Source organism: Salipiger mangrovisoli (assembly GCF_015223355.1).
GTDB classification, from domain to species: Bacteria; Pseudomonadota; Alphaproteobacteria; order Rhodobacterales; family Rhodobacteraceae; genus Salipiger; species Salipiger mangrovisoli.
This window is the reverse complement of record NZ_JADFFK010000019.1, coordinates 58,842-83,608: the sequence shown is the minus strand read 5'-3', so window position 1 is coordinate 83,608 and position 24,767 is coordinate 58,842. Positions and strand designations below refer to the sequence as shown.

The following is a 24,767-nucleotide window of genomic DNA, read 5'->3' as shown; positions in this document are numbered from 1 at the left end:
GTGAGCGCCCGCGATTTCGGCGCGAGGGCGCCTGCGCGGGTAGGCTGCCCCGCCTGCCGTGCGGCCCGGCTTTCTTCTAGGTCCAAATATCCCGGGGGAGGCCGCGCAGCGGCCCTTGGGCGGAGCCCCCATCTGCCCCCAGCCCAATGGAAAAGGCCACGGCGCGGAGCCGTGGCCTTTGTAAACATGCTGCCGGGGTGATCCGGGGGCGCCGGCGATCAGCCGCCAAGCGAGTCGAGGTAGGCGATCAGGTTCACGCGGTCCTCGGGCTTCTTCAGGCCGGCGAAGGACATCGCGGTGCCAGGTGCCGCGCCCTTGGGGTTCTCGAGGAAATGGAACAGGTTCTCCGGGGTCCAGACCTCGCCGACCTGCTCGAGCGCGCCGGAGTAGCTGAAGCCGTCCACGGAGTCGATGTTGCGCCCCACGACGCCGTCGAGATGCGGCCCGGTGGCGTTGGTGCCGTCCACCTTGTGGCAGGCGCGGCACTTGCCGAAGACCTTCTCGCCCTGGCCCGCATCGGCCGACGCCATCAGCGTCGCGAAGTCCACCGTCTGCTCCTCGCCGCCGCCACCATTGTCCGCGACCTCGATCACGTAGGAAGCGGTTTCCTCGCCGTGGCTGCCGCCGACATGGTACAGGCTTTCGCCGACCCAGCTGCCCAGAAGGTAGATCAGGAAGGCGCCGCAGACGCCGCCCACCACTTTGGTCAAGGTCATGGTATCAAACATGTGTCGCGTGTCCTCCCCAGGTCGGGCGTCGAAAGATAACCGTCGTTCAGTGGTCTACGGCTTCCCTTGGCCTCTGGCAAGGTATACTAGCCGCGACCAAATGCCCACAAGCTGCAAGTGTTTCCAAAACGACGCGAGACTGACATGACCAACCGCATTGCCTTCCAGGGAGAGCTTGGCGCCTATTCGCACCAGGCCTGCCGTGACGCCCGTCCGGACATGGAGGCACTGCCGTGCCGCACCTTTGAAGACGCGATCGAAGCGGTGCGCAGCGGCGAGGCCGACCTTGCCATGCTGCCGGTCGAGAACTCGACCTACGGGCGTGTCGCGGACATCCACTCGCTGCTGCCGCACTCGGGTCTGAACATCGTCGGCGAGGCCTTCGTCCGGGTGCATATCAACCTGCTCGCGCTGCCGGGCGTGCCGCTCGAGAAGATCGAGAAGGCGATGACCCACACCGTGCTGCTGGGCCAGTGCCGCAAGTTCCTTGCCGAGCACGGCATCGCCCGGCTGACCGGTGCCGACACCGCCGGTTCGGCGCGGCAGGTGGCCGAGATGGGCAAGCCCGAGATCGCCGCGCTCGCTTCGGAGCTGGCGGGCGAGATCTACGGCCTCGACGTGCTGGCGCGGCACATCGAGGACCAGGGCAACAACACCACCCGCTTCCTCGTCATGTCGCCCGAGGCGAATCACGAGCGCCGCGGCGAGCACGGCATGATGACCACCTTCGTGTTCCAGGTGCGCAACATCCCCGCCGCGCTCTACAAGGCGATGGGCGGTTTTGCCACCAACGGCGTCAACATGACCAAGCTGGAAAGCTACATGGTCGGCGGCTCCTTCACCGCAACGCAGTTCTACGCCGACATCGAGGGCCACCCCGAGGACCCGGCGGTCAAGCGGGCGCTGGAGGAACTCGAATATTTCACCGAATACCTGGAAATCCTCGGGGTCTATCCGCGCGATCCGCGCCGCGACTGATCCGGGGCAGGGGGAGGAACCATGGACAAGACTATCGACGACAAGATTCTGGCGCGGGCCTCGGCGACGGGGCCGCGCCGCGTCATCGGTGTGGGCACGTTGGGAGGGCTCGGTCTGCTGCTGCTCTGGCTGGCGCTCACCCAGCCGCCGGCAAACCTGCTCTGGCTGGTGTTCCTGATCGTGCTGGGGGTGGCGGCGCTCTGGGTCGCCCAGATCATGTGGCGCGCCACCAAGCGTGAGCTGCTGCTCACCGACGAGGCGCTGACCGACAGTTCCGGCGCGGTGATCGCGCGCATGGCGGACGTGGTGAAGGTGGACCGTGGTGCCTTTGCGCTGAAGCCGTCGAACGGCTTTGCGCTGACGCTGAGGGAGCCGGGCAAGCGCGCCTGGCAGCCGGGGCTGTGGTGGCGCACCGGACGGCGCGTCGCCGTCGGCGGCGTCACTGCCGCGCGCGACACCAAGCCGATGGCCGATATCATCTCTGTGCTGGTCATGCGCCGCGACGGAGAGCTCCCCACCGAAGAGTGAGCCGGACGACACAGGAAAACAGAAAGGCCGCAGCATCGCTGCGGCCTTTTTCTTTGTCGCGGGTCGGCGCCCGGATCAGCTGTCGCCCCAGCTCGGCTCGTTGTTGTAGGTGCCGTCGGAGTTGTCGCAGTCCGTCGCGTTCTCGGCGTTGTTGTTGCACAGCGAGTTGCCCGCCGCGTCCTGGTCGCCGTTGCCCCAGCCGTTGTTGCCATTGCGCGACGCATAGAGCAGCTGCGGCGCATAGCGCGGCTGCGTGAAGCTGTAGGTGATGATCGGGAAGGCGTTCAGCCCGACCCGGAACAGCGGGAAGTAGTCGTCCCATGTTTCCACCAGGATCACCTGGGCGGCATCGGCCAGCAGCGGCAAGCGCTGCCGCATCTTGGTCAGATCGCTGTCGGTCAGCGGGTCCGGGTCGCCGCGAACTACCGACCATTCGACCGAATACTTGTCGTTCTTCGCCTTGTAGCTGACCACCGTGATGCGCAGGTCGGTGGGGTAGGCATCCCCCTCCACGAAGCCGCTGTCGGCAGCGTCCTCGTCATAGAGATCGTCGCTGGTTCGGGTGAACAGCTTGAGCAGCTTGTAGGAGTTGTCGATATAGGTGTCGTTGATCTCGTCGGTCTCTCGCGAGAGCGCGTCGCCGATGACGTAATTGGCCTTCTGGTTCACCGAATATTCGCGGAAGACGTCGAAATAGACCCAGCAGGCGGCGAAGATCACCAGCAGGATGGGCATGACGATCATCGCTTCGAGCGTGACGGTGCCCTTGGTGTCCCGAGCGAAGCGGGACAGGCGTTTGGTCAGAGTGTCTCTGGTCATGTCCCGTCTCCTCACGTCGGCTCGTGGACGAAGGCCGAGGTGGCGACCAGCGCGGTATAGCCCTGGTCATCCTTGGCGATGGACCCGGCGAGCATCCCGCCGGGCGTGATCGGGCGATACTTGTAGCAGGCGCGCAGCAGCATGGTCTCATGCGCGCCGCCGTTCACGAAGTTCCGCATCGGCGTCACCGCGAGATTTGTGTCCACGCAGTCGGTCGAGGCCGGGGGAGCCACCCAATCGCGCATGTCGAGGCCGATCATCTCGAGCTGCAACGTGTCGACGCAGCTTCCCAGGATCGGTGCCCGCGCGCAGATCATCTCCTTGAGCTGATCGGCGGTATAGAGCGTGCCGGTGCCGATTTTCACCTCGCGCACGGTCTGGTCGAGCGCCCGGTCCAGCGCGGTCTGGCGCATGGTTGCCGTGCCTGCCTCGACGCTGGCGATCAGCAGGCCGACGAACATCGGTGTCCAGAGCGCGAAGGGAACGATCATCGAGCCGTCTTCGTCACGGCCGAAACGCCGCAGGGCGGTTTTCAAAGCGCCGATCATTGGGTCAGCCTCAGCTGGTTGAGCGTGTGGGCAATGGTAGAGAACGCCTGCGAAATCTCGGTGCCCTCGACGCGGAAGAAATGCGAGGGCGAGGAAGCGCAGCTTTCCATCACCTCTGCGCCGTGGTCCTGGACCTCGAAGCCGATGGACCAGATGATGATGCCCTTGGCCTTGGCAGCGTCACAGATGTTGTTCAGCAGCGCGTCACCGGTGGAGGCATCATACTTCTGGTAGTAGAAGTTCCGCCTCTGCGACTCGTAGGCGTTGCGGTAGAGCCAGTACCAGAAGTTGTTCTTGTTCCACTGCACGTATTCGGACTCGGAATTGTAGTAGTCGTTGCGGATCCGGAACGAGCGGTCGTGCTGGCCGTCGGTCATCAGCACCACCGTCTTCAGCACCTCCTCGTCATCGTAATCCACCGGCCGACCTTCGAAGGCCGAAGAGACCACGCCGTTCGAGATCAGCCCGCTGGCGACATCGCGGGTCGAGGGGTCAAGCAGCGCGGTCCCCCATTTCATCCCGAGGAAGATCGAGGTGCCGGCGCGCGGCGTCAGCTTGCTGATCTGGCTCTTCAGCGCGCTCGCGTTCTGGCTGAACGGCGCGATGCGCTCATAGTCGTAGCGCGGGCAGACCGTGTCCGAGGTGGTGTTCTTGCCGTCGTAGTTCCACTGGAAATGCTGCATCTGATCATAGGCGATCGACGTGTCGAGCTCGGTCGAAGTGAAGACCGAGGCAGGCATCTCAAGGCAATGCGAGAAGCCATGCTTCCAGTTCACCGGCAGTTGGCTCAGGATCTCCGGGCCGGCATTCACCTGTTCGGAATAGGGCACCAGCGAAATGGACACGAGGTCTTCGCTGCCGCTGGACAGCAACGTGTCGACGAATTCGCTGGCAGCCGTCTTCAGGTTGTCCATCTTGCTGTTGTTCGCCATCGACCCCGAGATGTCGACGACCAGCGAGACCTCGACCTTGTTGAAGCGCTCCGTTGCCTGGGCGCGCCCCGCGGCCTGGGTGCTGTCGATCCCTAGCAACCCGAGGAAGCTCGAGGGCATCTCTAGATATCCGTCGGCCGTCACGATGCGATAGTTGAGCCCCTCGTCGATATCCGAGGCCACCAGCGCATCGCCCATGCCCATCTTGGTCATGTAGTCCGCCACCACGGCATCCGGATCGAGCGTCTGGTCGAGGTCCGCCGCGGCAAGCACCGCGCGGTCAAGGGTATTTTGCACCTTGGTCCGGCTCAGTTCCGCGTAGACCATATCCACGCCGATCCCGCCGAAAACCATCATCACCAATGAAGAGACAAGCGCGAAGTAGGACATGCTGCCCTGATCGTCGCGAAGGAACGCGTCGCAAGAGCGCATCAGCGCCAATCGCGAGGTCCTGCCCCGACCGGGTAAGCCCCGTCGGAGTGCAGACTGCTTTTCCATGCTCTCGATACCTTTTCCCTGACCACTGCTTCCACAGGGCCCCCAAGACTCACCAAACTACGAGGAAACTATTCCCATCTATAATGGCTAAAATGCGGCTTTTATCGCGGCGAAAGTGGGACTTAGGATGCTGGGCGGGGAACAATGCCAAGGAGTTTTCTGGTCCGGTTCCCGCGCAGGAACAATCCGTTGCGCTGCAGTTAGCAAACGGTTTCGCCGCGGCGGGTTTTCCGTCAGAAATGGGGGGCCGCCGTCTCTCGCTCCTCCGGAAGATCCGGCGCCGCGGCAGCAGATGGCACTCCGCGCCTTCGCGCGGACAGGCAAACCTGCGTCTGGTCGGGAGGAGAACCAATGAACGTCTTACCATCCAACGAGCCGACATTCCGTCAGAGCGTCGATCTGATGTTCAACCGCGCGGTGGCGCTGATGGATCTGCCGCCGGGTCTCGAGGAGAAGATCCGCGTCTGCAACGCCACCTACACGGTCCGCTTCGGCGTGCGGCTGCGCGGCAAGATCGAGACATTCACCGGCTACCGCTCGGTGCATTCCGAGCACATGGAGCCGGTTAAGGGCGGCATCCGCTACGCCGCGGCGGTGAACCAGGACGAGGTCGAGGCGCTGGCCGCGCTGATGACCTACAAATGCGCGCTGGTCGAGGCGCCCTTCGGCGGCTCCAAGGGCGGTCTGCGCATCGATCCCACGCAATACGAGGAACACGAGCTCGAGCTGATCACCCGGCGCTTCGCCTACGAGCTGTGCAAGCGCGACCTGATCCATCCCAGCCAGAACGTGCCCGCCCCCGACATGGGCACCGGCGAGCGCGAGATGGCCTGGATCGCCGACCAATACGCGCGGATGAACACCACCGACATCAACGCCCGCGCCTGCGTCACCGGCAAGCCGCTCAACGCGGGGGGGATCGCCGGGCGGGTCGAAGCGACGGGGCGCGGCGTGCAATACGCCCTGCGCGAGTTCTTTCGCCACCCCGAGGACGTGGCGAAGGCGGGGCTGTCCGGTGGTCTCGCCGGCAAGCGGGTGATCGTGCAGGGGCTCGGCAACGTCGGCTATCACGCGGCGCGCTTCCTGTCGGAAGAGGACGGGGCGCTGATCACCGGCATCATCGAACGCGACGGTGCGCTGCACGATCCCGCGGGGCTGAACGTCGAAGCGGTGAAGGAATGGATGACCCGTCACGGCGGGCTCGCAAACTATCCGGACGCCACCCATACCCGCAACGGCGGGGCGGTGCTGACCGAGGAATGCGACATCCTCGTCCCGGCTGCGCTGGAGGGGGTGATCAACCTTACCAATGCGCATAACGTCAAGGCCAAGCTGGTCATCGAAGCGGCAAACGGACCGATCACCGCCGGGGCCGACGATATCCTGCGCACCCGCGGCACGGTGGTCATTCCGGATCTCTTCGCCAATGCGGGCGGCGTCACCGTCTCCTACTTCGAATGGGTGAAGAACCTCAGCCACATCCGCTTCGGCCGAATGCAGCGGCGGCAGGAAGAGGCGCGGCACCAGTTGGTGGTCGACGAGCTCGAACGGCTCGACGTTGCCATGGGCGATGCCTGGACCCTCGACCCCGCCTTCAAGGCCCGCTACCTGCGCGGCGCGGACGAGCTAGAACTGGTGCGCTCGGGTCTCGATGACACGATGCGTACCGCCTACCAGTCGATGCGCGAGATCTGGCACGGCAGGGACGACGTGACCGACCTGCGCACCGCCGGCTTCATCGTCGCCATCGACCGGGTCGCCAAGAGCTACAGGGCCAAGGGTCTCTGACCGGGTCGGGCGCGGCACCGACCGCGCCCGACCTGACGCCGCACCGGCTCTTTCATCTTTCCGGAAATACTCCGGGGGTGCGGGGGCAGCGCCCCCGCGGCGGACGTCGCCGTCAGCGCAGCCAGCGGTGCATGACGTCATTGCCGAGCGCACGGGTCTCGACCAGGCGGAAGCGCGGTGCCTCGGAGAGCGTGTCCACGCCCATGGCCCCGACGCCGGGACGCCCCTCGGCGCCAAGCGCGAGGCCGGCGGTGAACCCAACCAGTTCGTCGACCAGGTCGGCGGCAAGCAGCGAGGCCGCGAGCTGGCCACCGCCCTCGCAGAACACCCGCGTTAGCCCCTTGTTGCCAAGCGCCGAGAGCAGCGCCGCCGGGTCCAGCCGCCCGGCGGTGACGCGGCTCTGGATCAGGCTCGCGCCGCAGCTCTGCCAGGCGCGGCGAGTCTCGGGGGCGGCGTCTGAGCCATGGACGATCCACACCGGCACCTCGCGCGCCGTCGCGGCAAGCCGGCTCATCAGCGGCACGTCGATCAGCCGCGAGGCGATCACCCGCACTGGTTGGTGAACTTCTCCCCAGCCGCGCACGGTCAGTTCGGGATCGTCGGCACGCGCGGTTCCGGCTCCGACCATCACGGCGTCATGCGCCGCGCGCAACCCGTGTACGGCGCGCCGCGCCTCGGGGCCGGTGATCCACTTGCTTTCGCCGGTGGCCGTGGCGATGCGCCCGTCGAAGCTGCCCGCCAGTTTCAGGGTCACCCAGGGGCGGCCATCCTCGGTCTTCAGGAAGAAGCCGGCGTGGTCGTGCATCGCCTGCTCGGCGAGCACGCCGGTGGTGACCTCTATGCCTGCCTTGCGCAGCATCTCGAAGCCTTGGCCGGCGACGCGCGGATCACTGTCGGCGATCGGTGCCACGACCCGCGCCACGCCCGCCTGGATCAGCGCCGTGGCGCAGGGCGGAGTCTTGCCGGTGTGGGCGCAGGGCTCGAGGGTCACATAGGCGGTGGCCCCCTTCGCCCGCGCACCGGCATCGGCCAGCGCGACCGTCTCGGCATGCGGCCGTCCGCCGGGCTGGGTCCAGCCGCGGCCGACCACGCGGCCATCCTTGATCAGCACGCAGCCCACCGCGGGATTGGGCCAGCACTTTCCCATGCCCCGCCGCCCGAGGCGAAGGGCATGGGCCATGTGGCGGAGGTCATCTGTCACGCGGACATGCTCCCTGCTCGGCGACCGCCTTGCGCGCTCACTTCTCCGACTGGAGGCCGGGGCGCAGCTCGCTCACGAACTTGTCGAAGTCATCGGCGGCCTGGAAATTCTTGTAGACGCTGGCGAAGCGCACATAGGCCACCGTATCGATCCGCGCGAGCGTTTCCATGACAATCTCGCCGATCTGCTTCGATTGGATGTCGGTCTCGCCGAGGCTCTCCAGCCGCCGAACGATCCCCGAGATCATCTGGTCCACCCGTTCCGGATCGATCGGACGCTTCTGCAGCGCGATGCGGATCGAGCGCTCGAGCTTGTCACGGTCGAAATCCTCGCGCCGGCCGCTGGTCTTGATCACCACGAGGTCGCGCAACTGCACCCGCTCGTAGGTGGTAAACCGGCCACCGCAGGCCGGGCAGAAACGGCGGCGACGGATCGAAACATGGTCTTCCGCGGGGCGTGAATCCTTTACCTGGGTGTCGATATTTCCACAAAACGGGCAGCGCATTGCCTTCCCCCAATCCCTTCGTTCCGACGCGTCTATGAGGTTATCCCTCATTTATCCACAGCCACTATAGGGGAGCGCCCAGAAATTGGGTAGAGGTCAATTCGCCCCGCAAGATGAAGGGCGTTGAAATTCCTGCAAACGTGCAAGAAGCGCCGTGAAAACGCTCTTGGCGCGGGACCGGTTGGTGCTGCGTCAGGCGCTCAGATGGGCAAGAACCTCGCGCCGGTGCGGCGCGCTGCGATGCTCGAAGAGGTAGATCCCCTGCCACGTGCCGAGTCCCGGCGTGCCGCCGCTGACCGGGATCGACAGGCTGACCGGCAGCAACGCCGCCTTGATGTGGGCAGGCATGTCGTCCGGCCCCTCGTAGGTGTGGGTAAGATAGCGCATCGACGGATCGCTGCTGGGCGGCACCAGGCGATGGAAGAACTCGGTGAGATCGCTCCTTACCTCGGGATCGGCGTTCTCCTGGATCACCAGCGAGGCCGAGGTGTGGCGGAGAAAGAGCGTCAGAAGCCCGTCATCCCGTCCGCAGCCCGCGACCCAGCGTGTCACGTCGCGGGTGAACTCGTAGAGGCCCGGGCCTCGCGTCTCGATGGTGAAGCTGGTCTGCATGGCTCGGCCCCGTCTGTCCCGCGCGTCTGTCCCGTGGGTAGCAAGCACGGGGTGCGAAGGCCAGCGCCGGCGGATCAGGCCGAGCTGGCGACGCAGCGCACCTGCGGCAGGTCATCGGACGATTGGAAGAGCAGGGGGGTGCCGTCATCGGCAACGGAGGGCATCGAGGCGACCTGCTGCAATGTCTCGCGGCATTCGGCAAGCTCATGCGGCGCGACTTCGATCTCGATGACCGTGGCGGCGCCGGGGGTGAGGACCTCGGACGCCGCGAAGGCGGCGACCGCGGTGCAGGTGGCGGCAGCGGTGAGCAGTGCGAGGCGTTTCATCAAAGGTCTCCCTTACTGGTCGGCAAGAAAACGCCGGTGCCGCGAAATTCGTTCCATCGCCGCCACGTGACGGAAACGCGCCGGCTGGCGGGGCCGGTCGAAATGGCCGGCGAGCGCGGGGGCGCTATCTTGCGCAGAAGCCGCGCCGTTCCGCCGGTGCAGCAAGTGTCACGCGAAAGAACTACGGGAGGATTAAGCATGATCCGCAAGACGCTCTTCATCACCGGCGCCTCTTCGGGCATCGGCGCGCAGACCGCCCGCGCGGCGGTAGAACGCGGATGGAATGTCGGCCTTTTCGCCCGCTCGGTGGACAAGATCGGCGCGCTGGAAAAGGAGCTCGGCCCGCACGCGCTGGCGCTGCCGGGGGATGCAACCTCGCTGCAGGAGCAGGAGGCGGCGATGGGCAAGCTCGCGGCGCATTTCGGCGATGTGCACGCGGCCTTTGCCAATGCCGGAACGGGCCTGTCGCAATCGGGCACCCGCAAGGGCGACCCGGCGGAATGGGAGCGGCTGGTCCAGCTCAACATCCTCGGGGTGTTGTGGACCGCGAGAGCTGCCTCGGCCTATTTCGTGAAGAACCGGGGCCACCTGCTGCTGACCGGGTCTGCGGCGGGTCGGACGACCATCAAGGGCTCGGTCTACGGCGCGTCGAAATGGTTCGTGCACGGCTACGGCGGCAACCTTGCCGAGGAGTTCCGCGAGTGGGGCGCACGCGTCACGGTGATCGCGCCCGGTATGGTTGATACCCCCTTCTTCGACGAGGCCAAGCCCGACAAGCTCAAACCCGAGGACATCGCGCGCTCGGTGATGTTCGCGCTCGAGGCCGATCCACGCGCCAATGTGCGCGAGGTCTTCGTCATGCCGGTCAATTGAGGCGTCGGCACCACGGCAGCGCGGTCGCCTGCGGAACGGGCGACGCTGCAACGGTCACTGCCGCTGGGTCACGCAAGCCTTTACAAGGGCTGGCCAAGTCGCTCAGGTGTGGGAGGTTTCCCTTATCCGCGGACCTCGGCGAATGGCGATTACGGCAAGTATCCACCACCTGACCCATTACAAGTACGACCGGCCCGTATCGCTCGGCCCGCAGATCATCCGGCTCAGGCCCGCACCGCACTCGCGGACGCGGGTCATCTCGCATTCGCTGAAGGTCTTGCCCGAGGGGCATTTCGTCAATCACCAGCAGGATCCCTACGGCAACTGGCTGGCGCGCTTTGTCTTTCCCGAGCCGGTGACCGAGTTCAAGATCGAGGTCGATCTCGTCGCCGACATGACGGTCTACAACCCGTTCGACTTCTTCGTCGATGAGAGCGCCGAGGCGTTTCCCTTCGAGTATTCGCAGGACTTCGCCGAGGACCTGTCGATCTACCGTACGCCCGAGCGGGCGGGGCCGCGGCTGCAGGCCTACCTCGACACGATCGAGAAGAGCGCGCCGCGCACGGTCGACTACCTCGTCGGGCTGAACGCCCGGCTGGAGAAGGACATCGGCTACATCGTCCGCATGGAGCCCGGCGTGCAGACCCCCGAGGAGACGCTGCAACTGGCCAAGGGCTCGTGCCGCGACACCTCGTGGCTGCTCGTGCAAATCCTGCGGCACCTGGGGTTCGCGGCGCGCTTCGTGTCCGGGTACCTGATCCAGCTCAAGCCCGACCTCGTCTCGCTCGACGGGCCGGCGGGCACCGATCACGACTTCACCGACCTGCACGCCTGGTGCGAGGTCTACATCCCCGGCGCGGGCTGGATCGGGCTCGATCCGACTTCCGGCCTGCTGACCGGCGAGAGCCACATCCCGCTGGCCGCCACGCCGCATTACCGCAACGCCGCGCCCATCGTCGGCGGCTATTCCGCGCCGCCGGACACGCAGACCGACTTTGATTTTGCCATGGACGTGCGCCGCGTCGCCGAGCACCCGCGCATCACCAAGCCGTTCTCGGACGAGGCCTGGGAAGCGCTCGACGCGCTCGGGCACAAGGTCGATGCCGAGATCGCGGCGCAGGACATGCGGCTGACCATGGGCGGCGAGCCCACCTTTGTCTCGATCGACGATTTCGAGAGCGCCGAGTGGAACACCGCCGCGGTCGGACCGCAGAAGCGCGCCCTTGCCGACCAGATGATCCGCCGGTTGCGCGCGCGCTTCGCGCCGGGCGGCTTCCTGCATTACGGGCAGGGCAAGTGGTACCCCGGCGAGACGCTGCCGCGCTGGACCTTCTCGCTCTACTGGCGGCGCGACGGCAAGCCGGTGTGGAAGAACCCCGACCTCGTGGCCAAGGAAACCGCCAAGGGCGCCGATGCCGCGCAGGCCGACGCCTTCCTGACCAAGTTCGCCGAGACGCTGGGGCTGGATGGGGGCTACGTGCACCCGGCCTATGAGGATCCGGCGGAATGGATTCTCAAGGAAGCCGACCTGCCGCTGAACGTGACGCCCGAGGATTCCAAGCTCAAGGACCCCGAGACCCGCGCCCGCATCGCCCGCGTCTTCACCCGCGGGCTCGACGAGGCGGCGGGCTTCATCCTGCCGCTGCAGCGCTGGCAGTCCAAGGCGAGCGGGCCGAAATGGCGCTCCGAACACTGGAAGACCCGGCGCGGGCACCTGTTCCTGATCCCCGGTGACAGCCCGGTGGGCTTCCGCCTGCCGCTCGGGGCGCTGCCCTACGTGCCGCCCTCGGCCTATCCCTATGTCTACCCGACCGACCCCAGCATCCCCCTGACCGACCTGCCGGATTTCCACGCGCTGCAGCAGGAGCGCCGCGCGCGCCTGATGGAGGAACTCGAGCGCATCGCTGCCGAGGAGCGCGAGGCCATGGCCGCGCTGCCCGAGGTCACGCCGGGGCACGACCAGCCGGTGTCCGAGGCGCGCGACGTCGGGCGGCGGCAACGCATCATGGAGCAGGGCGTCGACCCGGCGGGCGGCGCGGTGCGCACCGCCATCGCCATCGAGCCCCGCGACGGGCGGCTGTGCCTGTTCATGCCTCCGGTGGAGTCGCTCGAGGATTACCTCGACCTGCTCGCCGCCGCCGAGACCGCCGCCGAGGAACTGGGCCTGCCGATCCACATCGAGGGCTACACCCCGCCGCATGACGCCCGGCTCAATGTGATCCGCGTCGCGCCCGATCCGGGCGTGATCGAGGTCAACGTCCACCCGGCGCACAGTTGGGAGGAGTGCAAGGCGATCACCAACGGCGTCTACGAGGAGGCCCGGCAGTGCCGCCTCGGCGCCGACAAGTTCATGATCGACGGCAAGCACACCGGCACCGGCGGCGGCAATCACGTGGTGGTGGGCGGCGAGACTCCGCATGACTCGCCCTTCCTGCGCCGTCCGGACCTCATGCGCTCGATGATCCTGCACTGGCTGCGGCACCCGTCGCTCAGCTACCTCTTCTCGGGTCTCTTCATCGGCCCGACCTCGCAGGCCCCTAGGATCGACGAGGCGCGGCACGACAGCCTCTACGAGCTGGAAATCGCGCTGGCGCATTTCCCGGCACCGGGGCAGGGCGAGCCGCCGCTGCCATGGCTCATCGACCGGCTGCTGCGCAACATGCTGATCGACGTCACCGGCAACACCCACCGGGCCGAGATCTGCATCGACAAGCTCTACTCGCCCGACGGGCCCACCGGCCGCCTCGGCCTCGTCGAGTTCCGCGGTTTCGAGATGCCGCCCGACGCCAAGATGAGCCTTGCCCAGCAGGTGCTGATCCGGGCGCTGCTGGCGCGCTTCTGGAAATCGCCGATTCAGGGCAAGCCCGTGCGCTGGGGCACCACGCTGCACGACCGCTTCATGCTGCCGCATTTCGTCTGGCAGGATTTCCTGGACGTGCTGCGCGACCTCGGCGATCACGGCTTCACCTTCCGTCCCGAGTGGTACGAGGCGCAGCGCGAGTTCCGCTTCCCCTTCGCCGGCGAGGTCGACTACGACGGCGTGCACCTCGAGCTGCGGCAGGCGCTGGAGCCGTGGCACGTGCTGGGCGAGCGCGGCGCGATCGGCGGTACCGTGCGCTACACCGACAGCTCGGTCGAACGCATGCAGGTGCAGCTGACCGCCACCGAGCCGGGCCGCTACATCGTCGCCTGCAACGGCCGCGCCGTGCCGATGGCCGAGACCGGCGCCTCGGGCGTCAGGGTGGGCGGCGTGCGCTTCAAGGCCTGGCAGCCCGCCGAGGCGCTGCACCCGACCTTGCCGGTGAACGCGCCGCTGACCTTCGACATCTTCGACACCTGGACCGGCCGCGCGCTGGGCGGGTGCCGCTACCACGTGGCGCATCCGGGCGGGCGCAACTACGACACCTTCCCGGTCAACACCAACGAGGCCGACGCGCGGCGGCTTGCCCGCTTCGAGAAACTCGGGCACACCCCGGGCAGCTACTGGCCCGCGCCCGAGACACCGCATCCGGAGTTCCCGATGACGCTCGACCTGCGCCGCCTGCCGGGGATCTGAGACCTTGGGGGCAGAGACGAAACGCCCGCTGCCGGAGACGGTGGCGCAGTTCCTGCAAGGCTACAGCCCGCCGCCGGGCGTGGCCGACGAACTCCTGCGCCCAGACGGCAAGCTGCGCCCGGCCTGGCAGCCTCTGATCCGCCATCTGGCGGCGCAGAGCGCCGAAACCCGCGCCCGCGCCTTTGCCCGCGGCGACCAGTACCTGCACGACACCGGGGTCTATTTCCGCCAGCATACCGGCGAGGGCTCGACCGAGCGCAACTGGCCGCTGAACCACGTGCCGGTGGTGATTTCGGGGAAGGAGTGGGCGCAGCTCTCCGAGGGCATCGTACAGCGCGCCGAGCTGCTCGAGCGGGTCATGGCCGACCTCTACGGGCCGGGCGATCTGGTGCGGCAGGGCTACCTGCCCGCCGACCTCGTGGCGCGCAACCCCGAATGGCTGCGGCCCATCGTCGGCGTGCAGCCGCGCTCAGGGCATTTCCTGCACTTCCTCGCCTTCGAGATCGGCCGCTCGCCCGATGGCTCGTGGCTGGTGCTGGGCGACCGCACGCAGGCGCCCTCGGGCGCGGGCTTCGCGCTGGAGAACCGCATGGCCACCAGCCGCGTGTTCCACGACCTCTTTCCCAAGGCCAATGTCGAGCGTCTGGCGGGCTTCTTCCGCAGCTTCCGCGACGCGCTGATCGGGCTGCGCGCCGACGACGGCAGCCGGGTGGCGATCCTGACCCCGGGCCAGCATACCGACACCTACTACGAGCACGCCTACATCGCCCGATACCTCGGCTTCATGCTGCTGGAATGCGAGGATCTGGCGGTCCGCAACGGCCAACTGAAGGTGCGCACCGTCGCCGGGGACGAGCCGGTTTCGGTGCTCTGGCGACGGCTCGACTCGCGCTTCGCCGACCCGCTGGAGCTGGATGAAAGCTCGGCGCTCGGCACGCCCGGCATGGTCTCGGCGCTGCGGGCGGGGGCGATCACAATGGTCAACTGCCTCGGCTCGGGCGCGCTTGAATCGCGCGCGCTCATGGCCTTCCTGCCGCGCATCTGTCAGGCGCTGACCGGCGAGGCGCTGAAGCTGCCCAACATCGCCACATGGTGGTGCGGCCAGCCGACCGAGCGCGCCTACGTGCGCGACAACCTGCACCGGATGCTGATCGGCCCGGCGCAATCGACCAAGCTGCCCTTCGACATCGACGCGGGCACCGCGCTTGGCGGGCGGTTCCGGGGCAGCGCGCACGGCTCGGTCTCGGACTGGCTGGAGCGCGAGGGCGAGACGCTGGTGGGGCAGGAGGCGGTGACGCTCTCGACCACGCCTGCCATGGTCGGCGAGCGGCTGGTGCCGCGCCCGATGGTGGTGCGGGTTTTCGCGGCGCGCACGCCGCAGGGCTGGACGGTGATGCCCGGAGGCTACGCGCGCATTGGCCGGACGGGCGATCCCACGGCGCTGGCGATGCAGGCGGGAGGCTCGGTCGCCGACGTCTGGATCACCTCGGACGCGCCGGTCGCCCGCGAGACGCTCGCACCGCGCGACAAGGGGCCCTTCCTGCGCCGCCAGCCGGGGATCCTGCCCGCACGCGCGGCGGACAACCTGTTCTGGCTCGGACGCTACGTCGAGCGGGCCGAGAACGGCGTGCGGCAGATTCGCGCCTATCACCTGCGGCTCGAGGATTACGGACCCGACGCCCTGCCGCTGGTGGAAAGCCTCGCGCGCTTCCTCGCGGGGTACGGGCTCGACCCGTCCGAGGAGCCGGTGCCGCCCGGCTTGCTGCAGCTCTTCGACGTCTCGCGCGGCTGCGCCGCCAAGGTGCGCGACCGGTTCTCGACCGATGGCTGGACCGCGCTCTCCGATCTGGCCGCCACCGCGCGCGAGGTCGCCGAGGGCTGCCATCCCGGCGACGATGCCGCCCGCGCCATGAGCCTCCTGTTGCGCCGGATCGCCGGCTTCTCGGGCCTCGTGCACGAGAACATGTTCCGCTTCCTCGGCTGGCGCTTCCTGACCGTGGGCCGGGCGCTCGAACGGGCCGACCAGATGGCCGCCTTCCTCGCCGCCTTCACCGGCAGGACCACGCCGCAAGGCGGGCTGGACCTGGCGGTCGAGGTCGGCGACAGCCTGATGACCCACCGCCGCCGCTACTCGGTCGAGACCTCGCGCGAGACGGTGATCGACCTCTTGGCGCTGGACGCGGGCAACCCGCGTGCGCTGCTCTTCCAGCTCGACGTGCTGATGGCCGAGGAAGCGCGGCTGCGCCCGGCGGGCGGCACCGGCCTGCCCGAGGCAGCGCGGCGCATCTTGCTGCTGCGCACCGCGCTGGCCGTCGCGTCCCCCGAGGAGATCACCGCCGAGCGCCTGCGTGGCTTCCGCGCCGATCTGGCAGCCATCTCGCACGCGCTTACCGCGCAGTACCTCAGCTGAGTCCGGAGCCGCCCATGTCCCAGCTCTACGACATCTCTTTGCGGATCAGCTACGAATATGCCCATCCCGCGGGGGCCAGCCGGACCCTCCTGCGCATGTTGCCGCGGGCGCTGCCGGGGCAGGAGCTTCTGGCGGGCGCGGTCAGTGCCGATCCCGCGCCCAGCTGGCGCCGCGACGGGGTGGATTTCTTCGGCAATCCGACCTGCGAGATGGCCCATGACATGGCGTTGAGCGAGATCGCCTTTTCCTTCGCGGGCCGCGTGCGCAGGGCGCGCCCCGTCGCGGGTCTCGACCTCTCGGGCGGGCTGGCGGATCTTGCGCAGGATCTCGCCGCGTGCCGCAGCATCGGCCCGGAAAGCCCGCATCATTTCCTCGGCGCCTCGCCGCGGCTGCCCGCGGCCCCCGAGATCGCCGCCTTCGCGCGGCAGGCGCTGCCGCAAGGCGTGTCGGTGCGCGCCGCGGTCGAGGCGATCAGCCACCGGCTCAACACCGAGTTTGCCTTCGATCCCGAGGCCACCGAGGTCACCACCACCGCCATCGAGGCCTTCCGCGCCCGGCGCGGGGTCTGTCAGGACATCTCCCATGTGATGATCACGGCGCTGCGCGCCCTCGGCATCCCGGCGGGCTATGTCTCGGGCTTCCTGCGCACCCTGCCGCCCGAGGGGCAGCCGCGGCTCGAGGGGGCGGACGCCATGCATGCCTGGGTGCGCGCCTGGTGCGGGGCCGAGACCGGTTGGATCGAGATCGACCCGACCAATGACATGCTGGCAGGGGCCGACCACGTGACCGTCGCCTATGGTCGCGACTATTCCGACGTGGCGCCGACGCGCGGATCGCTGCGGTCCGAGGGCAGCCATGTCACCACGCACCGTGTGGACGTCGTTCCGGTCTGATCCGCGGCCGTTGACGATTGCTCAACCCCTTTCGCGCATCATTCCGCGCAGGCTCCGCCCGGCAATGGGCAGGGCGGTGTCGGGGAGGCGCGATGCGACGGATCGACGAGAAGCTGGCCAAGATCGCGCGCGGGCTCTACGGGCCGCGCGATTTCATCCTCACCTTCTGCAAGGATGCCGACCTGCTGCGCGGCTGTTCCGCCGCCGGGCGCGATCCGGACGGACGGCTGCGCAACGCACCCGCCTATCGCGGCGACATGCGCCGGGTGATCGAAAGCGATCTGGCCGATATCGTGCTCACCTCGCTCTCCAGCGCCGAGGTGTTCAGCGAGGAAGGGATCTACGCGCGCTCCAATGTCACCCCCGCGGTCCGGCTGACGGACAACACCGACATCTGGCAGGTGCGCGGCGGTCGCTACACGCAGTTCCCGGCCATCCCCTTCCGCAGCTCGCGGCTGGAAAACGTGCGCCCGGTGGCCAACCTCGGTCTCTATGCTCTCGGTTTCTACAATGACATCGACATCGACCATGGCACGCTGAGCGCCTATGCCGAGTTTCGCCAGAGCGCAGCCTCGGTCGGGCTGCGTCACCTGCTGCGGGTCGGCGATCCGCCGATCCGCGTCGACACCGGCGAAGAGGACTATGCCGCCTATCGCAACGATGCGCTGACCCGCAGCCTTGCCGGCGTCGCGACGAAGGAGCGCCCGCTCTTCGTCGAGGTCGGCTATCATGGTCCCCGCGCGATGGAGGAACTGGCGGATTGGGATCCGGCGCGGGTGATCTTCGGTCTCACCGGCTTCAAGGAGGGCACCACGCGCGACTGTCTCGAACGGCTGGTACAGGGCGAACGCTACGGCGCGCGCACCGCCAGCTTCAGCCGCATCGATTTCGACTGCGAGGATCCGGTGCTGATGATGCGCGCGATGCGCCACGTGGTGCGCGAGGGCATGAGTTCGCGCGAGGCGGTGCAGACCTACCACGCCGATCTCGAGGTGGCGGGCCTTGCGCCGATCCGCCCCCTGCAGGAGGATATCGAGCTCACGGTGCCGCTGCTCAGCCGCAACCACAGCCGCGCCGCCTGACTTGCCGCGCCGCCCGGAGGGGGCGCCGCGCGCCCCTGCGCCGCCTGCCACGGCTCCGCGCTTTCCGCTTTCACATTTTGCCCCGTTTCTCCAGAAAGAGGCGCGGCAGGAAAGGGAGCGGCATGGCAGACGGAAGCGGGTTCTGGATCGCGGCGGCGCTGGCCACCTATTGCGTCGGCGCGTCCAAGGGCGGCATGCCGGTGATCGCCATGCTCGGCGTGCCGATCCTGTCGCTCTTCATTGCCCCCGCCGCCGCCGCCGGTCTGCTCCTGCCGATGTATATCCTGTCGGATGCCTATGCGATCTGGCTGTTCCGCCGTGACTTCTCGCCGCGAAATCTGAAGATCCTGATCCCCGCCGCTGCCGCCGGGATCCTGCTCGCCTTCCTGTTCATCTCCCGCGTGCCGCCCGAGGTCGGCAAGCTGATCGTCGCGCTGGTCGGGCTCTACTACCTCGGCGACACGCTGCGCAAATGGCTTGTGCGCGACCACGCGGCCCGGCCCGCCGATGTGCCACGCGGGATCTTCTGGGGTGCGCTGTCGGGCTTCACCAGCTACATCTCGCACGCGGGCGGGCCGCCCTATCAAGCCTATACCCTGCCACAGATGATGCCCAAGATGACCTATGTCGGCACCCAGGCCATCGTTTTTGCCTGCATCAACTGGATGAAGCTGCCGCCCTATATCGCCGCGGGGCAGGTGACCTGGGACAGCCTGCAACAGGTGGCGCTGCTTGCGCCGGTTGCGCTCGTCGGGGCCTGGTCAGGTCAGCGGCTGGTGCGCTGGCTGCCCGAGCGGCTGTTCTTCGCGGTGGTCCGGGCGGCGCTGGGGCTGCTCAGCCTGCGGCTTCTGTGGGAAGTGGCCCGCGCCTGGGGCTGGCTCTGAGCGCTTCTGCTCTTGAAAAATACGCCGGGGGAGGCGCGCGCAGCGCGACGGGGGCAGCGCCCCCTTCTGCGGGTTCCCGCCCTTGCGTGACGCCGGGGCGAGCGCTACCACGAGGCAGCAATTCAAGGAGGGCACATGTCGGAAGCTGACCGGATCGCACCGGATTGGATCGCGGTGGACTGGGGCACGTCGAACCTGCGCCTGTGGCGCATGGCGGCAGACGGCACGGTGCTGGGTCGCTCGGAAAGCCCTGCCGGCATGGGCCGTCTGACCCCGGAAGAGTTCGAGCCGACCCTGCTGGGGCTGCTGCCCGAGCTCGATGCCGGGACACCGGTGATCATCTGCGGCATGGCCGGCGCGCGGCAGGGCTGGGCCGAGGCACCCTACGTGAAGACCCCCTGCACCCCGCCGGGGCTGGCGGAGGCGATTGCCGTGCCGACGCAGGATCCGCGCCTTCAGGTCCACATTCTTCCCGGCGTGGCGCAGGACCGCCCGGCCGATGTCATGCGCGGCGAGGAGACGCAGGTTTCGGGCTTCCTTGCGCTCAACCCGCGGTTCGACGGGGTGATCTGCCTGCCCGGCACGCACAGCAAGTGGGTGCATGTGAGCGCCGGCGAGATTGTCTCGTTCCGCAGCTTCATGACCGGCGAGCTCTTTGAACTTCTGAGCCAGAAATCCGTTCTGCGGCATGGACTTGGTGGCGGCTGGGATGACAAGAGCTTTGCCGAGGGCGTGGATCAGGCGATGGGCCGCCCGGCCGGTTTCGCCTCCGAGCTCTTCACCCTGCGCGCCGAGGGGCTGCTGCACGGGCTGCCGCCCGAGAAGGCCACGGCGCGGCTCTCGGGCCTGTTGATCGGCATGGAATTGGCGGCGGCGAAACCCTATTGGCTGGGCCAGAGCGTAGCGCTTCTAGGGGCCTCGAAACTGGTCACCCATTACCGCAGCGCGCTCGAGACGCTGGCGGTGCCGGTGGTGATCGCCGACGCCGAGCGCATGACGCTGGAGGGGCTGAAGGCGGCCCGCAAAACGGAGAAGACCGAATGACCCGCGAGATCATCGCCATCCTGCGCGGCCTCACCCCCGAGGAGGCCCCCGCTGCAACCGAGGCGTTGATCGACGCCGGCATCACCAAGATCGAGGTGCCGCTCAACTCCCCGCAGCCCTTCGAGTCGATCGCCAGGATGGTGCAGGGCTTCGGCACCGATGCGGTGATTGGCGCAGGCACGGTCCTGGCGCCCGAAGAGGTGCTGCGCCTGAGCCAGATCGGCGCGCGCATGGTGGTCTCGCCGGATACGAACCAGCGGGTGATCATGGCAACCAAGAAGGCCGGGATGCTGAGCTATCCCGGCGTGCTCACCCCGACCGAAGCCTTCACCGCGCTGCGCACCGGGGCGGACGGGCTGAAGTTCTTTCCCGCCACGCTGATCGGCCCCGAGGGGGTGAAGGCGATGAAGGCGGTGTTGCCTGAAGGCACCGCGACCTATGCCGTCGGCGGCGTGAGCGCCGAGAACATGGGCGATTGGCTGGCGGCGGGAGTCACCGGTTTCGGTATCGGCACCTGGCTCTACAAGCCTGGCCGCAGTCTTGGGGATCTTGCGGCGCGGGCGCGCGAGGTGGTCGCGGCCTACGACGACGCGCTGGCCGCCTGAGCCGGGCCGCGCTACCCTTCGGCCGACGCAGAAGCAGAGAGGGGAGCGCCATGACCCGGACCACCGCCGGCAGCTTCGCGGACGACGAGATCCGCCCCGGCGAGACCGCCATAGACCTGCCGCCTGCCGAAGATGCGCAGCTTCGGTTCATCGGGCGCATCCGCACGCCATTCGCCACGCGCCGAGAGTGTCCGAGGCAGGGCGATCCCGACGGCCCGGAGTGCCGCATCGAGCTTGATGCTCGCTGGTTGCCGGCGCTCGAGGGAATTGAGCGCGCGGCCTGGCTTCAGGTGATCTACTGGCTCGACCGCGCCCGCCGCGATCTGCTCACGCAGAGCCCTCATGGCAACCGCGGTACCCGCGGCACCTTTGCGCTGCGCTCTCCTGTGCGGCCCAATCCAATCGGGATCTCCTCGGTTCGACTGGTGCGGCGCGAGGGTCCGGTGCTGATCGTGCGCGGGCTCGACTGCGTCGATGGGACGCCGCTGCTCGATCTCAAGCCGGACCGTTGCGAGCATCATGGGCGACCAAAAGACGGCTGATTCAATTTTGCCTGTTTGTTGGGCGATGATGGTATTTCTGGCATCAGATTGTGCATTCGAGGGAGCGCGCGGCGCCGGGGCGCGGCGCGGTGTGGGGCGTCGTCTTGTGGTCTGCCGCGCGCTGCAAGAGGGTCCGCGAGGCAAGCGGAGGACAGGCCCATTCCCTATGATCAGCCCCAGATGACCGCCGCCGCACCCGCCACCGGCGGCGTTGCAGCGCAGCGCGCCCGCGGGCGTGCGCGGCTGGCTGCGCGGCGCCGGGGAGCGGCCAGCGTCATCGGCGACCTGCACATGTCCGGAAGCTCGAAGCTGCTGTTTCCGCGCGGGCTGGACGCGCTTCAGGCGGTGTATCTCAATAGCTCCGGTGGGGTGACGGGGGGCGATGCCTTCGAGATTGCGGCGACCGCGCGCGAAGGGGCGCATCTGGCGCTGACCACGCAGGCGGCCGAGCGGGTCTACCGCGCACTGCCCGGCGAGACCGGCCGGGTTGAGACCCGGCTGCAGCTCGAAGCCGGCGCGCGGCTCGATTGGCTACCGCAAGAGACCATCCTCTTCGACGGGGCGGCGCTCGACCGGAAACTTTCCGTCGAGATGGCTCCGGATGCCCGGCTTCTGCTCTGCGAGCCGCTGATCTTCGGCCGCGCCGCCATGGGCGAGAGCGTCACGGATCTGCGACATGCTGACCGCATCGACATCATGCGGGACGGTCGGTGGATCTGGGCCGATCGGCTGCGTCTTCGCGGCGATGCTGCCGCGCATCTTGCCGACCCGGCGGTCGCCGATGGCGCGCGGGCTATGGCGACGGTGGTGCTGGCCGCGCCCGGCGCCGCCGCGCAGGTCGATCCGCTTCGGGAGATGCTGCCCGAGAGCGGTGGCGTCTCGGCCCTGGGTCCCGACCTTCTTGTGCTGCGCATGCTTGCCATTGACGGGTTCGAGCTGCGCCGTCACCTTTGCCCCATACTGCGGCGCCTGTCGGGCGCCGAACTCCCAAGACCCTGGATGATCTGACCATGCAACTGACCCCCCGCGAAAAGGACAAGCTTCTGGTGGCCATGGCCGCCGAGGTGGCCCGCAAGCGCCTCGCGCGCGGCGTGAAGCTGAACTACCCAGAGGCGGTGGCGCTGATCACCGATGCGGTGGTCGAGGGCGCGCGCGATGGCCGCTCGGTGGCCGAGATGATGGAGGCCGGGGCACAGGTGATCACCGCCGAGCAATGCTTGGCGGGGATCCCCGAGATGGTGCACGAGGTGCAGGTCGAGGCCACCTTCCCGGACGGCACCAAGCTGGTGACGGTGCACAACCCAATTCGGTAAAGCCGGCGTCGCCGGAACTTCCGGAGCGCAAGGACACTTAAAAGACCATAGGTGAGATGATGAAATACCTCCTTCCGATCATGGCCGTGCCGCTCGCATCCCCGGCGCTTGCGCATTCCGGAGCGCACCTGCACCCGCATGGCGCCGAAGTCTGGCTGACCGCCGTGGCGGTGCTTGGTGTCGCGGCCTTCGCGGGGTGGCGGATGTACGGCGGTGGGCGCAAATGATCCCGGGCGAGGTGATCCCGGCCGAGGGGGACCTTGTCCTCAACGCCGACCGCGAGGCGATCACGCTGATGGTCGCCAACACCGGAGACCGTCCGGTGCAGGTGGGGTCGCACTACCATTTCGCCGAGACCAACCCGGCGCTTGATTTCGACCGTGCAGCGGCGCACGGCATGCGGCTCGACATCGCGGCGGGCACCGCCGTGCGCTTCGAGCCGGGCCAGCGCCGCGAGGTTCAGCTCATTCCGGTCTCGGGAGAGCGCAAGATTTACGGCTTCAACCAGAAGGTCATGGGGGCGCTCTAGGGTCTCCTCCTCCAGCAAAAAGGGACGGCAAGCATGTTCGAAGCATTCACGGCACTGACCGGCAGCATGATGCGGCTGGGTTTCCTGGGCGCCGAGGCGCAGAGCGTGGTCGCCCTCCGGCTGCTGGGCTTTGCCGGCATGTGGTCGGTCCCCTCGACCGAGGCCTACCGGATGACCGCCGAGAAGGGCCCTGCCTTCATGCAGGCTTGGTGGCAGGCAAACACGGCGATGATGCGAGGCGCGCCGGTGCCGGTGGTGCTCGACGCGTTTTCGCGCCCGCTGGAGGTGAAGGCGCGGCGGAACCGCAAGCGGCTCAGCCGGCGCGGGCCGCAGTTCCGGCCCGGACAGCGGTCGGGCTGGTAAGCTCAGTCAGCGGGGGCGGAGCAGGGGAGCGGCGATGGTTTTTATGACACCCTTCGACTGGGCGGCGCTGGTGCTGCGCGGCACGAGCCGGTTGCTGGCGGCGCAGGCGCAGATGGCGGAGTCGCTGTTAACGCTCGGCCGGTCACAGGGCGCGGCGCTGCCGGTTGCCGAGGTGCTGCCCTTCGTGCGTCCTGCGCCCGTGGCGGCGAGGGGCATTTGCGGCCCGGCACGCCTGAAGTGACGGGGGCGCAATGACCAGCCGATCCGCCGCATGCGCCGTCTTGGCTCCTTCGTCACCGGCGTGCCCGTCGCAGCCACGCCGGTGGGGGCTCCCGGCGCTGTCAGGCGTCGGGCAGCGGGGGCAGGCTGCGCAGGTAAAGGATGATCGCGTCGAGATCGCCCTCGGTCATCTGCGCCAGGTAGCCGTAGGGCATCGGCGGCATCATCGTCTCGCCGTCCGGCCGCTTGCCCTGGGTGATGATCGTCTTGAGCTCGTCGTCGGTATAGCCGGCCAGCCCATCTTCGGAACTGGTGATGTTCGGCGCGGTGACGCTTCCCCAGGGGCCGTGGAACTCGAAGCCGCCCTTCCCAAGGTGCTCGGCGTCGATCATCGGTCCGGTCTCGCTCATCGGCGAGTGACACTCCATGCAATGCGCGACCGCCGTGGCGAGGTAATGGCCGTATTCAACGGTCACGCCCCGCTCGGGCGCGGTGACGCTTTCGACCGGCGGGCCGTAGGCCGGGGGCAGGGGCATGCGGTACTCGGATTGGGGCACCGTGGTCACGACCGCGGGCAGGGTGCGCAGGAAGGCGACGATCGACGCCAGGTCGTCGTCTCCGAGATCGCGATACATGACAAAGGGCATGGGCGGGCCGATCAGCGAGCCGTCAGGGCGGATGCCTTCGCGGATCGCCCGCATCAGTTCAGCATCGCTCCAGTCAGCCACCTCGCCGCCGGGGGTGATATTGGCCGAATAGGCGGTGAACATGGGGTTGTCCTCGACGAGACGTCCGGAGAGCTCCTTGCTCATGTCGAACCCCGCCTCTCCGAAGGGCGTGTGGCAATTGCCGCAGCCCGCCGGGCCCCTGACCAGATATTCGCCGCGAGCGACATCGCCCGCCGCGCCCGCTGTTCCGGCGCCAAGCGCCAGCAGCGAAAGTCCCGTGATCGTCGATCTGAACATTCCAATCTCCGTGCTGATGAACTGGC

At 67.9% G+C, this 24,767-nt stretch carries 27 protein-coding genes; 18 read left to right on the top strand and 9 right to left on the bottom strand.

What is annotated here, in order from left to right:
* Positions 1-218: 218 nt before the first annotated feature.
* Complete coding sequence (locus tag IQ782_RS21760) at positions 219-728, bottom strand: c-type cytochrome (protein ID WP_194136772.1); 510 nt, start codon at positions 726-728, stop codon at positions 219-221.
* Positions 729-872: 144 nt separating this feature from the next.
* Between IQ782_RS21760 and IQ782_RS21755 the strand changes: the two genes are divergently transcribed.
* Complete coding sequence (locus tag IQ782_RS21755) at positions 873-1,706, top strand: prephenate dehydratase (protein WP_194136771.1); 834 nt, start codon at positions 873-875, stop codon at positions 1,704-1,706.
* A gap of 21 nt (positions 1,707-1,727) precedes the next feature.
* Complete coding sequence (locus IQ782_RS21750) at positions 1,728-2,234, top strand: hypothetical protein (protein WP_194136770.1); 507 nt, start codon at positions 1,728-1,730, stop codon at positions 2,232-2,234.
* 75 nt (positions 2,235-2,309) lie between these two features.
* Here the strand turns inward: IQ782_RS21750 and IQ782_RS21745 are convergent, their stop codons facing one another.
* The 3 genes from IQ782_RS21745 to IQ782_RS21735 are packed head-to-tail and all read right to left on the bottom strand — an operon-like array spanning position 2,310 to position 4,923.
* Entirely contained in the window at positions 2,310-3,053 is a 744-nt protein-coding gene (locus IQ782_RS21745) for a TadE/TadG family type IV pilus assembly protein (protein ID WP_194136769.1), read from the bottom strand.
* Between the two features lie 11 nt (positions 3,054-3,064).
* Positions 3,065-3,601: a TadE/TadG family type IV pilus assembly protein gene (locus tag IQ782_RS21740; RefSeq protein ID WP_194136768.1), complete on the bottom strand. Its 537-nt coding sequence runs from the start codon at positions 3,599-3,601 to the stop codon at positions 3,065-3,067.
* Positions 3,598-4,923, bottom strand: coding sequence for a pilus assembly protein TadG-related protein (locus tag IQ782_RS21735; protein WP_240989471.1), 1,326 nt, complete (start codon positions 4,921-4,923; stop codon positions 3,598-3,600). The genes IQ782_RS21740 and IQ782_RS21735 overlap by 4 nt, the downstream gene beginning before the upstream one ends.
* Positions 4,924-5,382: 459 nt before the next feature.
* Here IQ782_RS21735 and IQ782_RS21730 point away from each other — a divergent pair, with 459 nt between their 5' ends.
* Entirely contained in the window at positions 5,383-6,819 is a 1,437-nt protein-coding gene (locus tag IQ782_RS21730; RefSeq protein WP_194136766.1) for a Glu/Leu/Phe/Val family dehydrogenase, read from the top strand.
* Between the two features lie 112 nt (positions 6,820-6,931).
* Here IQ782_RS21730 and ribD read toward each other — a convergent pair whose 3' ends face one another.
* The 4 genes from ribD to IQ782_RS21710 all read right to left on the bottom strand — a co-directional run bounded on the left by ribD (position 6,932) and on the right by IQ782_RS21710 (position 9,463).
* Positions 6,932-8,020, bottom strand: a complete 1,089-nt coding sequence (gene ribD / locus IQ782_RS21725) for a bifunctional diaminohydroxyphosphoribosylaminopyrimidine deaminase/5-amino-6-(5-phosphoribosylamino)uracil reductase RibD (protein ID WP_338092625.1) — start codon at positions 8,018-8,020, stop codon at positions 6,932-6,934.
* Positions 8,021-8,057: 37 nt separating this feature from the next.
* Complete coding sequence (gene nrdR, locus IQ782_RS21720) at positions 8,058-8,525, bottom strand: transcriptional regulator NrdR (protein ID WP_194136765.1); 468 nt, start codon at positions 8,523-8,525, stop codon at positions 8,058-8,060.
* Positions 8,526-8,717: 192 nt separating this feature from the next.
* A complete protein-coding gene (locus IQ782_RS21715; RefSeq protein WP_194136764.1) occupies positions 8,718-9,137 on the bottom strand; it encodes a secondary thiamine-phosphate synthase enzyme YjbQ in 420 nt (139 codons plus the stop codon).
* A gap of 74 nt (positions 9,138-9,211) precedes the next feature.
* The gene (locus IQ782_RS21710) at positions 9,212-9,463 is read right to left on the bottom strand and encodes a hypothetical protein (protein ID WP_194136763.1); all 252 of its coding nucleotides are present in this window, start codon (positions 9,461-9,463) and stop codon (positions 9,212-9,214) included.
* A 198-nt stretch (positions 9,464-9,661) separates the two neighbouring features.
* Between IQ782_RS21710 and IQ782_RS21705 the strand changes: the two genes are divergently transcribed.
* The 15 genes from IQ782_RS21705 to IQ782_RS21635 all read left to right on the top strand — a co-directional run bounded on the left by IQ782_RS21705 (position 9,662) and on the right by IQ782_RS21635 (position 23,798).
* Positions 9,662-10,336 (top strand): SDR family oxidoreductase, encoded by a 675-nt coding sequence (locus tag IQ782_RS21705; protein WP_194136762.1) that lies wholly within the window; start codon positions 9,662-9,664, stop codon positions 10,334-10,336.
* A gap of 142 nt (positions 10,337-10,478) precedes the next feature.
* Positions 10,479-13,892, top strand: a complete 3,414-nt coding sequence (locus IQ782_RS21700; protein ID WP_194136761.1) for a transglutaminase family protein — start codon at positions 10,479-10,481, stop codon at positions 13,890-13,892.
* A 4-nt stretch (positions 13,893-13,896) separates the two neighbouring features.
* Positions 13,897-16,302 carry a circularly permuted type 2 ATP-grasp protein gene (locus IQ782_RS21695; protein ID WP_240989470.1) on the top strand — a complete coding sequence of 802 codons (2,406 nt, stop codon included), beginning with the start codon at positions 13,897-13,899 and terminating at the stop codon, positions 16,300-16,302.
* Between the two features lie 14 nt (positions 16,303-16,316).
* The gene (locus IQ782_RS21690; RefSeq protein ID WP_194136760.1) at positions 16,317-17,195 is read left to right on the top strand and encodes a transglutaminase family protein; all 879 of its coding nucleotides are present in this window, start codon (positions 16,317-16,319) and stop codon (positions 17,193-17,195) included.
* 92 nt (positions 17,196-17,287) lie between these two features.
* Complete coding sequence (locus IQ782_RS21685) at positions 17,288-18,277, top strand: beta/alpha barrel domain-containing protein (protein WP_194136759.1); 990 nt, start codon at positions 17,288-17,290, stop codon at positions 18,275-18,277.
* Positions 18,278-18,399: 122 nt separating this feature from the next.
* Positions 18,400-19,161: a sulfite exporter TauE/SafE family protein gene (locus tag IQ782_RS21680; RefSeq protein WP_194136758.1), complete on the top strand. Its 762-nt coding sequence runs from the start codon at positions 18,400-18,402 to the stop codon at positions 19,159-19,161.
* Positions 19,162-19,296: 135 nt separating this feature from the next.
* Positions 19,297-20,205 (top strand): 2-dehydro-3-deoxygalactonokinase, encoded by a 909-nt coding sequence (locus IQ782_RS21675; protein ID WP_194136757.1) that lies wholly within the window; start codon positions 19,297-19,299, stop codon positions 20,203-20,205.
* Complete coding sequence (locus IQ782_RS21670) at positions 20,202-20,810, top strand: 2-dehydro-3-deoxy-6-phosphogalactonate aldolase (RefSeq protein WP_194136756.1); 609 nt, start codon at positions 20,202-20,204, stop codon at positions 20,808-20,810. Before IQ782_RS21675 ends, IQ782_RS21670 begins: the two co-directional genes overlap by 4 nt.
* Positions 20,811-20,860: 50 nt before the next feature.
* On the top strand, positions 20,861-21,352 hold the full coding sequence (gene tsaA / locus IQ782_RS21665; RefSeq protein WP_194136755.1) for a tRNA (N6-threonylcarbamoyladenosine(37)-N6)-methyltransferase TrmO: 492 nt from the start codon (positions 20,861-20,863) through the stop codon (positions 21,350-21,352).
* A 180-nt stretch (positions 21,353-21,532) separates the two neighbouring features.
* Complete coding sequence (locus IQ782_RS21660) at positions 21,533-22,360, top strand: urease accessory protein UreD (protein WP_194136754.1); 828 nt, start codon at positions 21,533-21,535, stop codon at positions 22,358-22,360.
* Positions 22,361-22,362: 2 nt separating this feature from the next.
* Complete coding sequence (locus tag IQ782_RS21655; protein ID WP_194136753.1) at positions 22,363-22,665, top strand: urease subunit gamma; 303 nt, start codon at positions 22,363-22,365, stop codon at positions 22,663-22,665.
* A 59-nt stretch (positions 22,666-22,724) separates the two neighbouring features.
* Entirely contained in the window at positions 22,725-22,892 is a 168-nt protein-coding gene (locus tag IQ782_RS21650) for a hypothetical protein (RefSeq protein ID WP_194136752.1), read from the top strand.
* On the top strand, positions 22,889-23,194 hold the full coding sequence (locus tag IQ782_RS21645; protein WP_194136751.1) for an urease subunit beta: 306 nt from the start codon (positions 22,889-22,891) through the stop codon (positions 23,192-23,194). The genes IQ782_RS21650 and IQ782_RS21645 overlap by 4 nt, the downstream gene beginning before the upstream one ends.
* A 33-nt stretch (positions 23,195-23,227) precedes the next feature.
* Complete coding sequence (locus IQ782_RS21640; protein ID WP_194136750.1) at positions 23,228-23,557, top strand: antifreeze protein; 330 nt, start codon at positions 23,228-23,230, stop codon at positions 23,555-23,557.
* A gap of 34 nt (positions 23,558-23,591) precedes the next feature.
* Positions 23,592-23,798, top strand: coding sequence for a hypothetical protein (locus tag IQ782_RS21635; protein WP_194136749.1), 207 nt, complete (start codon positions 23,592-23,594; stop codon positions 23,796-23,798).
* A gap of 100 nt (positions 23,799-23,898) precedes the next feature.
* Here the strand turns inward: IQ782_RS21635 and IQ782_RS21630 are convergent, their stop codons facing one another.
* Positions 23,899-24,741 carry a c-type cytochrome gene (locus IQ782_RS21630; protein ID WP_194136748.1) on the bottom strand — a complete coding sequence of 281 codons (843 nt, stop codon included), beginning with the start codon at positions 24,739-24,741 and terminating at the stop codon, positions 23,899-23,901.
* Between the last annotated feature and the right edge of the window lie 26 nt (positions 24,742-24,767).

What these genes read in the sequence shown, in the direction of transcription:
- IQ782_RS21705 (WP_194136762.1), top strand. Translation starts at nt 9,662, where the DNA reads ATGATCCGCAAGACGCTCTTCATCACCGGCGCCTCTTCGGGCATCGGC.
- IQ782_RS21715 (WP_194136764.1), bottom strand. Translation starts at nt 9,137, where the DNA reads ATGCAGACCAGCTTCACCATCGAGACGCGAGGCCCGGGCCTCTACGAG.
- IQ782_RS21740 (WP_194136768.1), bottom strand. Translation starts at nt 3,601, where the DNA reads ATGATCGGCGCTTTGAAAACCGCCCTGCGGCGTTTCGGCCGTGACGAA.
- IQ782_RS21750 (WP_194136770.1), top strand. Translation starts at nt 1,728, where the DNA reads ATGGACAAGACTATCGACGACAAGATTCTGGCGCGGGCCTCGGCGACG.
- IQ782_RS21690 (WP_194136760.1), top strand. Translation starts at nt 16,317, where the DNA reads ATGTCCCAGCTCTACGACATCTCTTTGCGGATCAGCTACGAATATGCC.
- IQ782_RS21640 (WP_194136750.1), top strand. Translation starts at nt 23,228, where the DNA reads ATGTTCGAAGCATTCACGGCACTGACCGGCAGCATGATGCGGCTGGGT.
- IQ782_RS21680 (WP_194136758.1), top strand. Translation starts at nt 18,400, where the DNA reads ATGGCAGACGGAAGCGGGTTCTGGATCGCGGCGGCGCTGGCCACCTAT.
- IQ782_RS21760 (WP_194136772.1), bottom strand. Translation starts at nt 728, where the DNA reads ATGTTTGATACCATGACCTTGACCAAAGTGGTGGGCGGCGTCTGCGGC.
- IQ782_RS21730 (WP_194136766.1), top strand. Translation starts at nt 5,383, where the DNA reads ATGAACGTCTTACCATCCAACGAGCCGACATTCCGTCAGAGCGTCGAT.
- nrdR (WP_194136765.1), bottom strand. Translation starts at nt 8,525, where the DNA reads ATGCGCTGCCCGTTTTGTGGAAATATCGACACCCAGGTAAAGGATTCA.
- IQ782_RS21655 (WP_194136753.1), top strand. Translation starts at nt 22,363, where the DNA reads ATGCAACTGACCCCCCGCGAAAAGGACAAGCTTCTGGTGGCCATGGCC.
- IQ782_RS21745 (WP_194136769.1), bottom strand. Translation starts at nt 3,053, where the DNA reads ATGACCAGAGACACTCTGACCAAACGCCTGTCCCGCTTCGCTCGGGAC.
- IQ782_RS21670 (WP_194136756.1), top strand. Translation starts at nt 20,202, where the DNA reads ATGACCCGCGAGATCATCGCCATCCTGCGCGGCCTCACCCCCGAGGAG.
- IQ782_RS21675 (WP_194136757.1), top strand. Translation starts at nt 19,297, where the DNA reads ATGTCGGAAGCTGACCGGATCGCACCGGATTGGATCGCGGTGGACTGG.
- IQ782_RS21735 (WP_240989471.1), bottom strand. Translation starts at nt 4,923, where the DNA reads ATGTCCTACTTCGCGCTTGTCTCTTCATTGGTGATGATGGTTTTCGGC.
- IQ782_RS21700 (WP_194136761.1), top strand. Translation starts at nt 10,479, where the DNA reads ATGGCGATTACGGCAAGTATCCACCACCTGACCCATTACAAGTACGAC.
- IQ782_RS21645 (WP_194136751.1), top strand. Translation starts at nt 22,889, where the DNA reads ATGATCCCGGGCGAGGTGATCCCGGCCGAGGGGGACCTTGTCCTCAAC.
- IQ782_RS21685 (WP_194136759.1), top strand. Translation starts at nt 17,288, where the DNA reads ATGCGACGGATCGACGAGAAGCTGGCCAAGATCGCGCGCGGGCTCTAC.
- IQ782_RS21710 (WP_194136763.1), bottom strand. Translation starts at nt 9,463, where the DNA reads ATGAAACGCCTCGCACTGCTCACCGCTGCCGCCACCTGCACCGCGGTC.
- IQ782_RS21660 (WP_194136754.1), top strand. Translation starts at nt 21,533, where the DNA reads ATGACCGCCGCCGCACCCGCCACCGGCGGCGTTGCAGCGCAGCGCGCC.
- IQ782_RS21630 (WP_194136748.1), bottom strand. Translation starts at nt 24,741, where the DNA reads ATGTTCAGATCGACGATCACGGGACTTTCGCTGCTGGCGCTTGGCGCC.
- tsaA (WP_194136755.1), top strand. Translation starts at nt 20,861, where the DNA reads ATGACCCGGACCACCGCCGGCAGCTTCGCGGACGACGAGATCCGCCCC.
- IQ782_RS21650 (WP_194136752.1), top strand. Translation starts at nt 22,725, where the DNA reads ATGAAATACCTCCTTCCGATCATGGCCGTGCCGCTCGCATCCCCGGCG.
- IQ782_RS21635 (WP_194136749.1), top strand. Translation starts at nt 23,592, where the DNA reads ATGGTTTTTATGACACCCTTCGACTGGGCGGCGCTGGTGCTGCGCGGC.
- IQ782_RS21755 (WP_194136771.1), top strand. Translation starts at nt 873, where the DNA reads ATGACCAACCGCATTGCCTTCCAGGGAGAGCTTGGCGCCTATTCGCAC.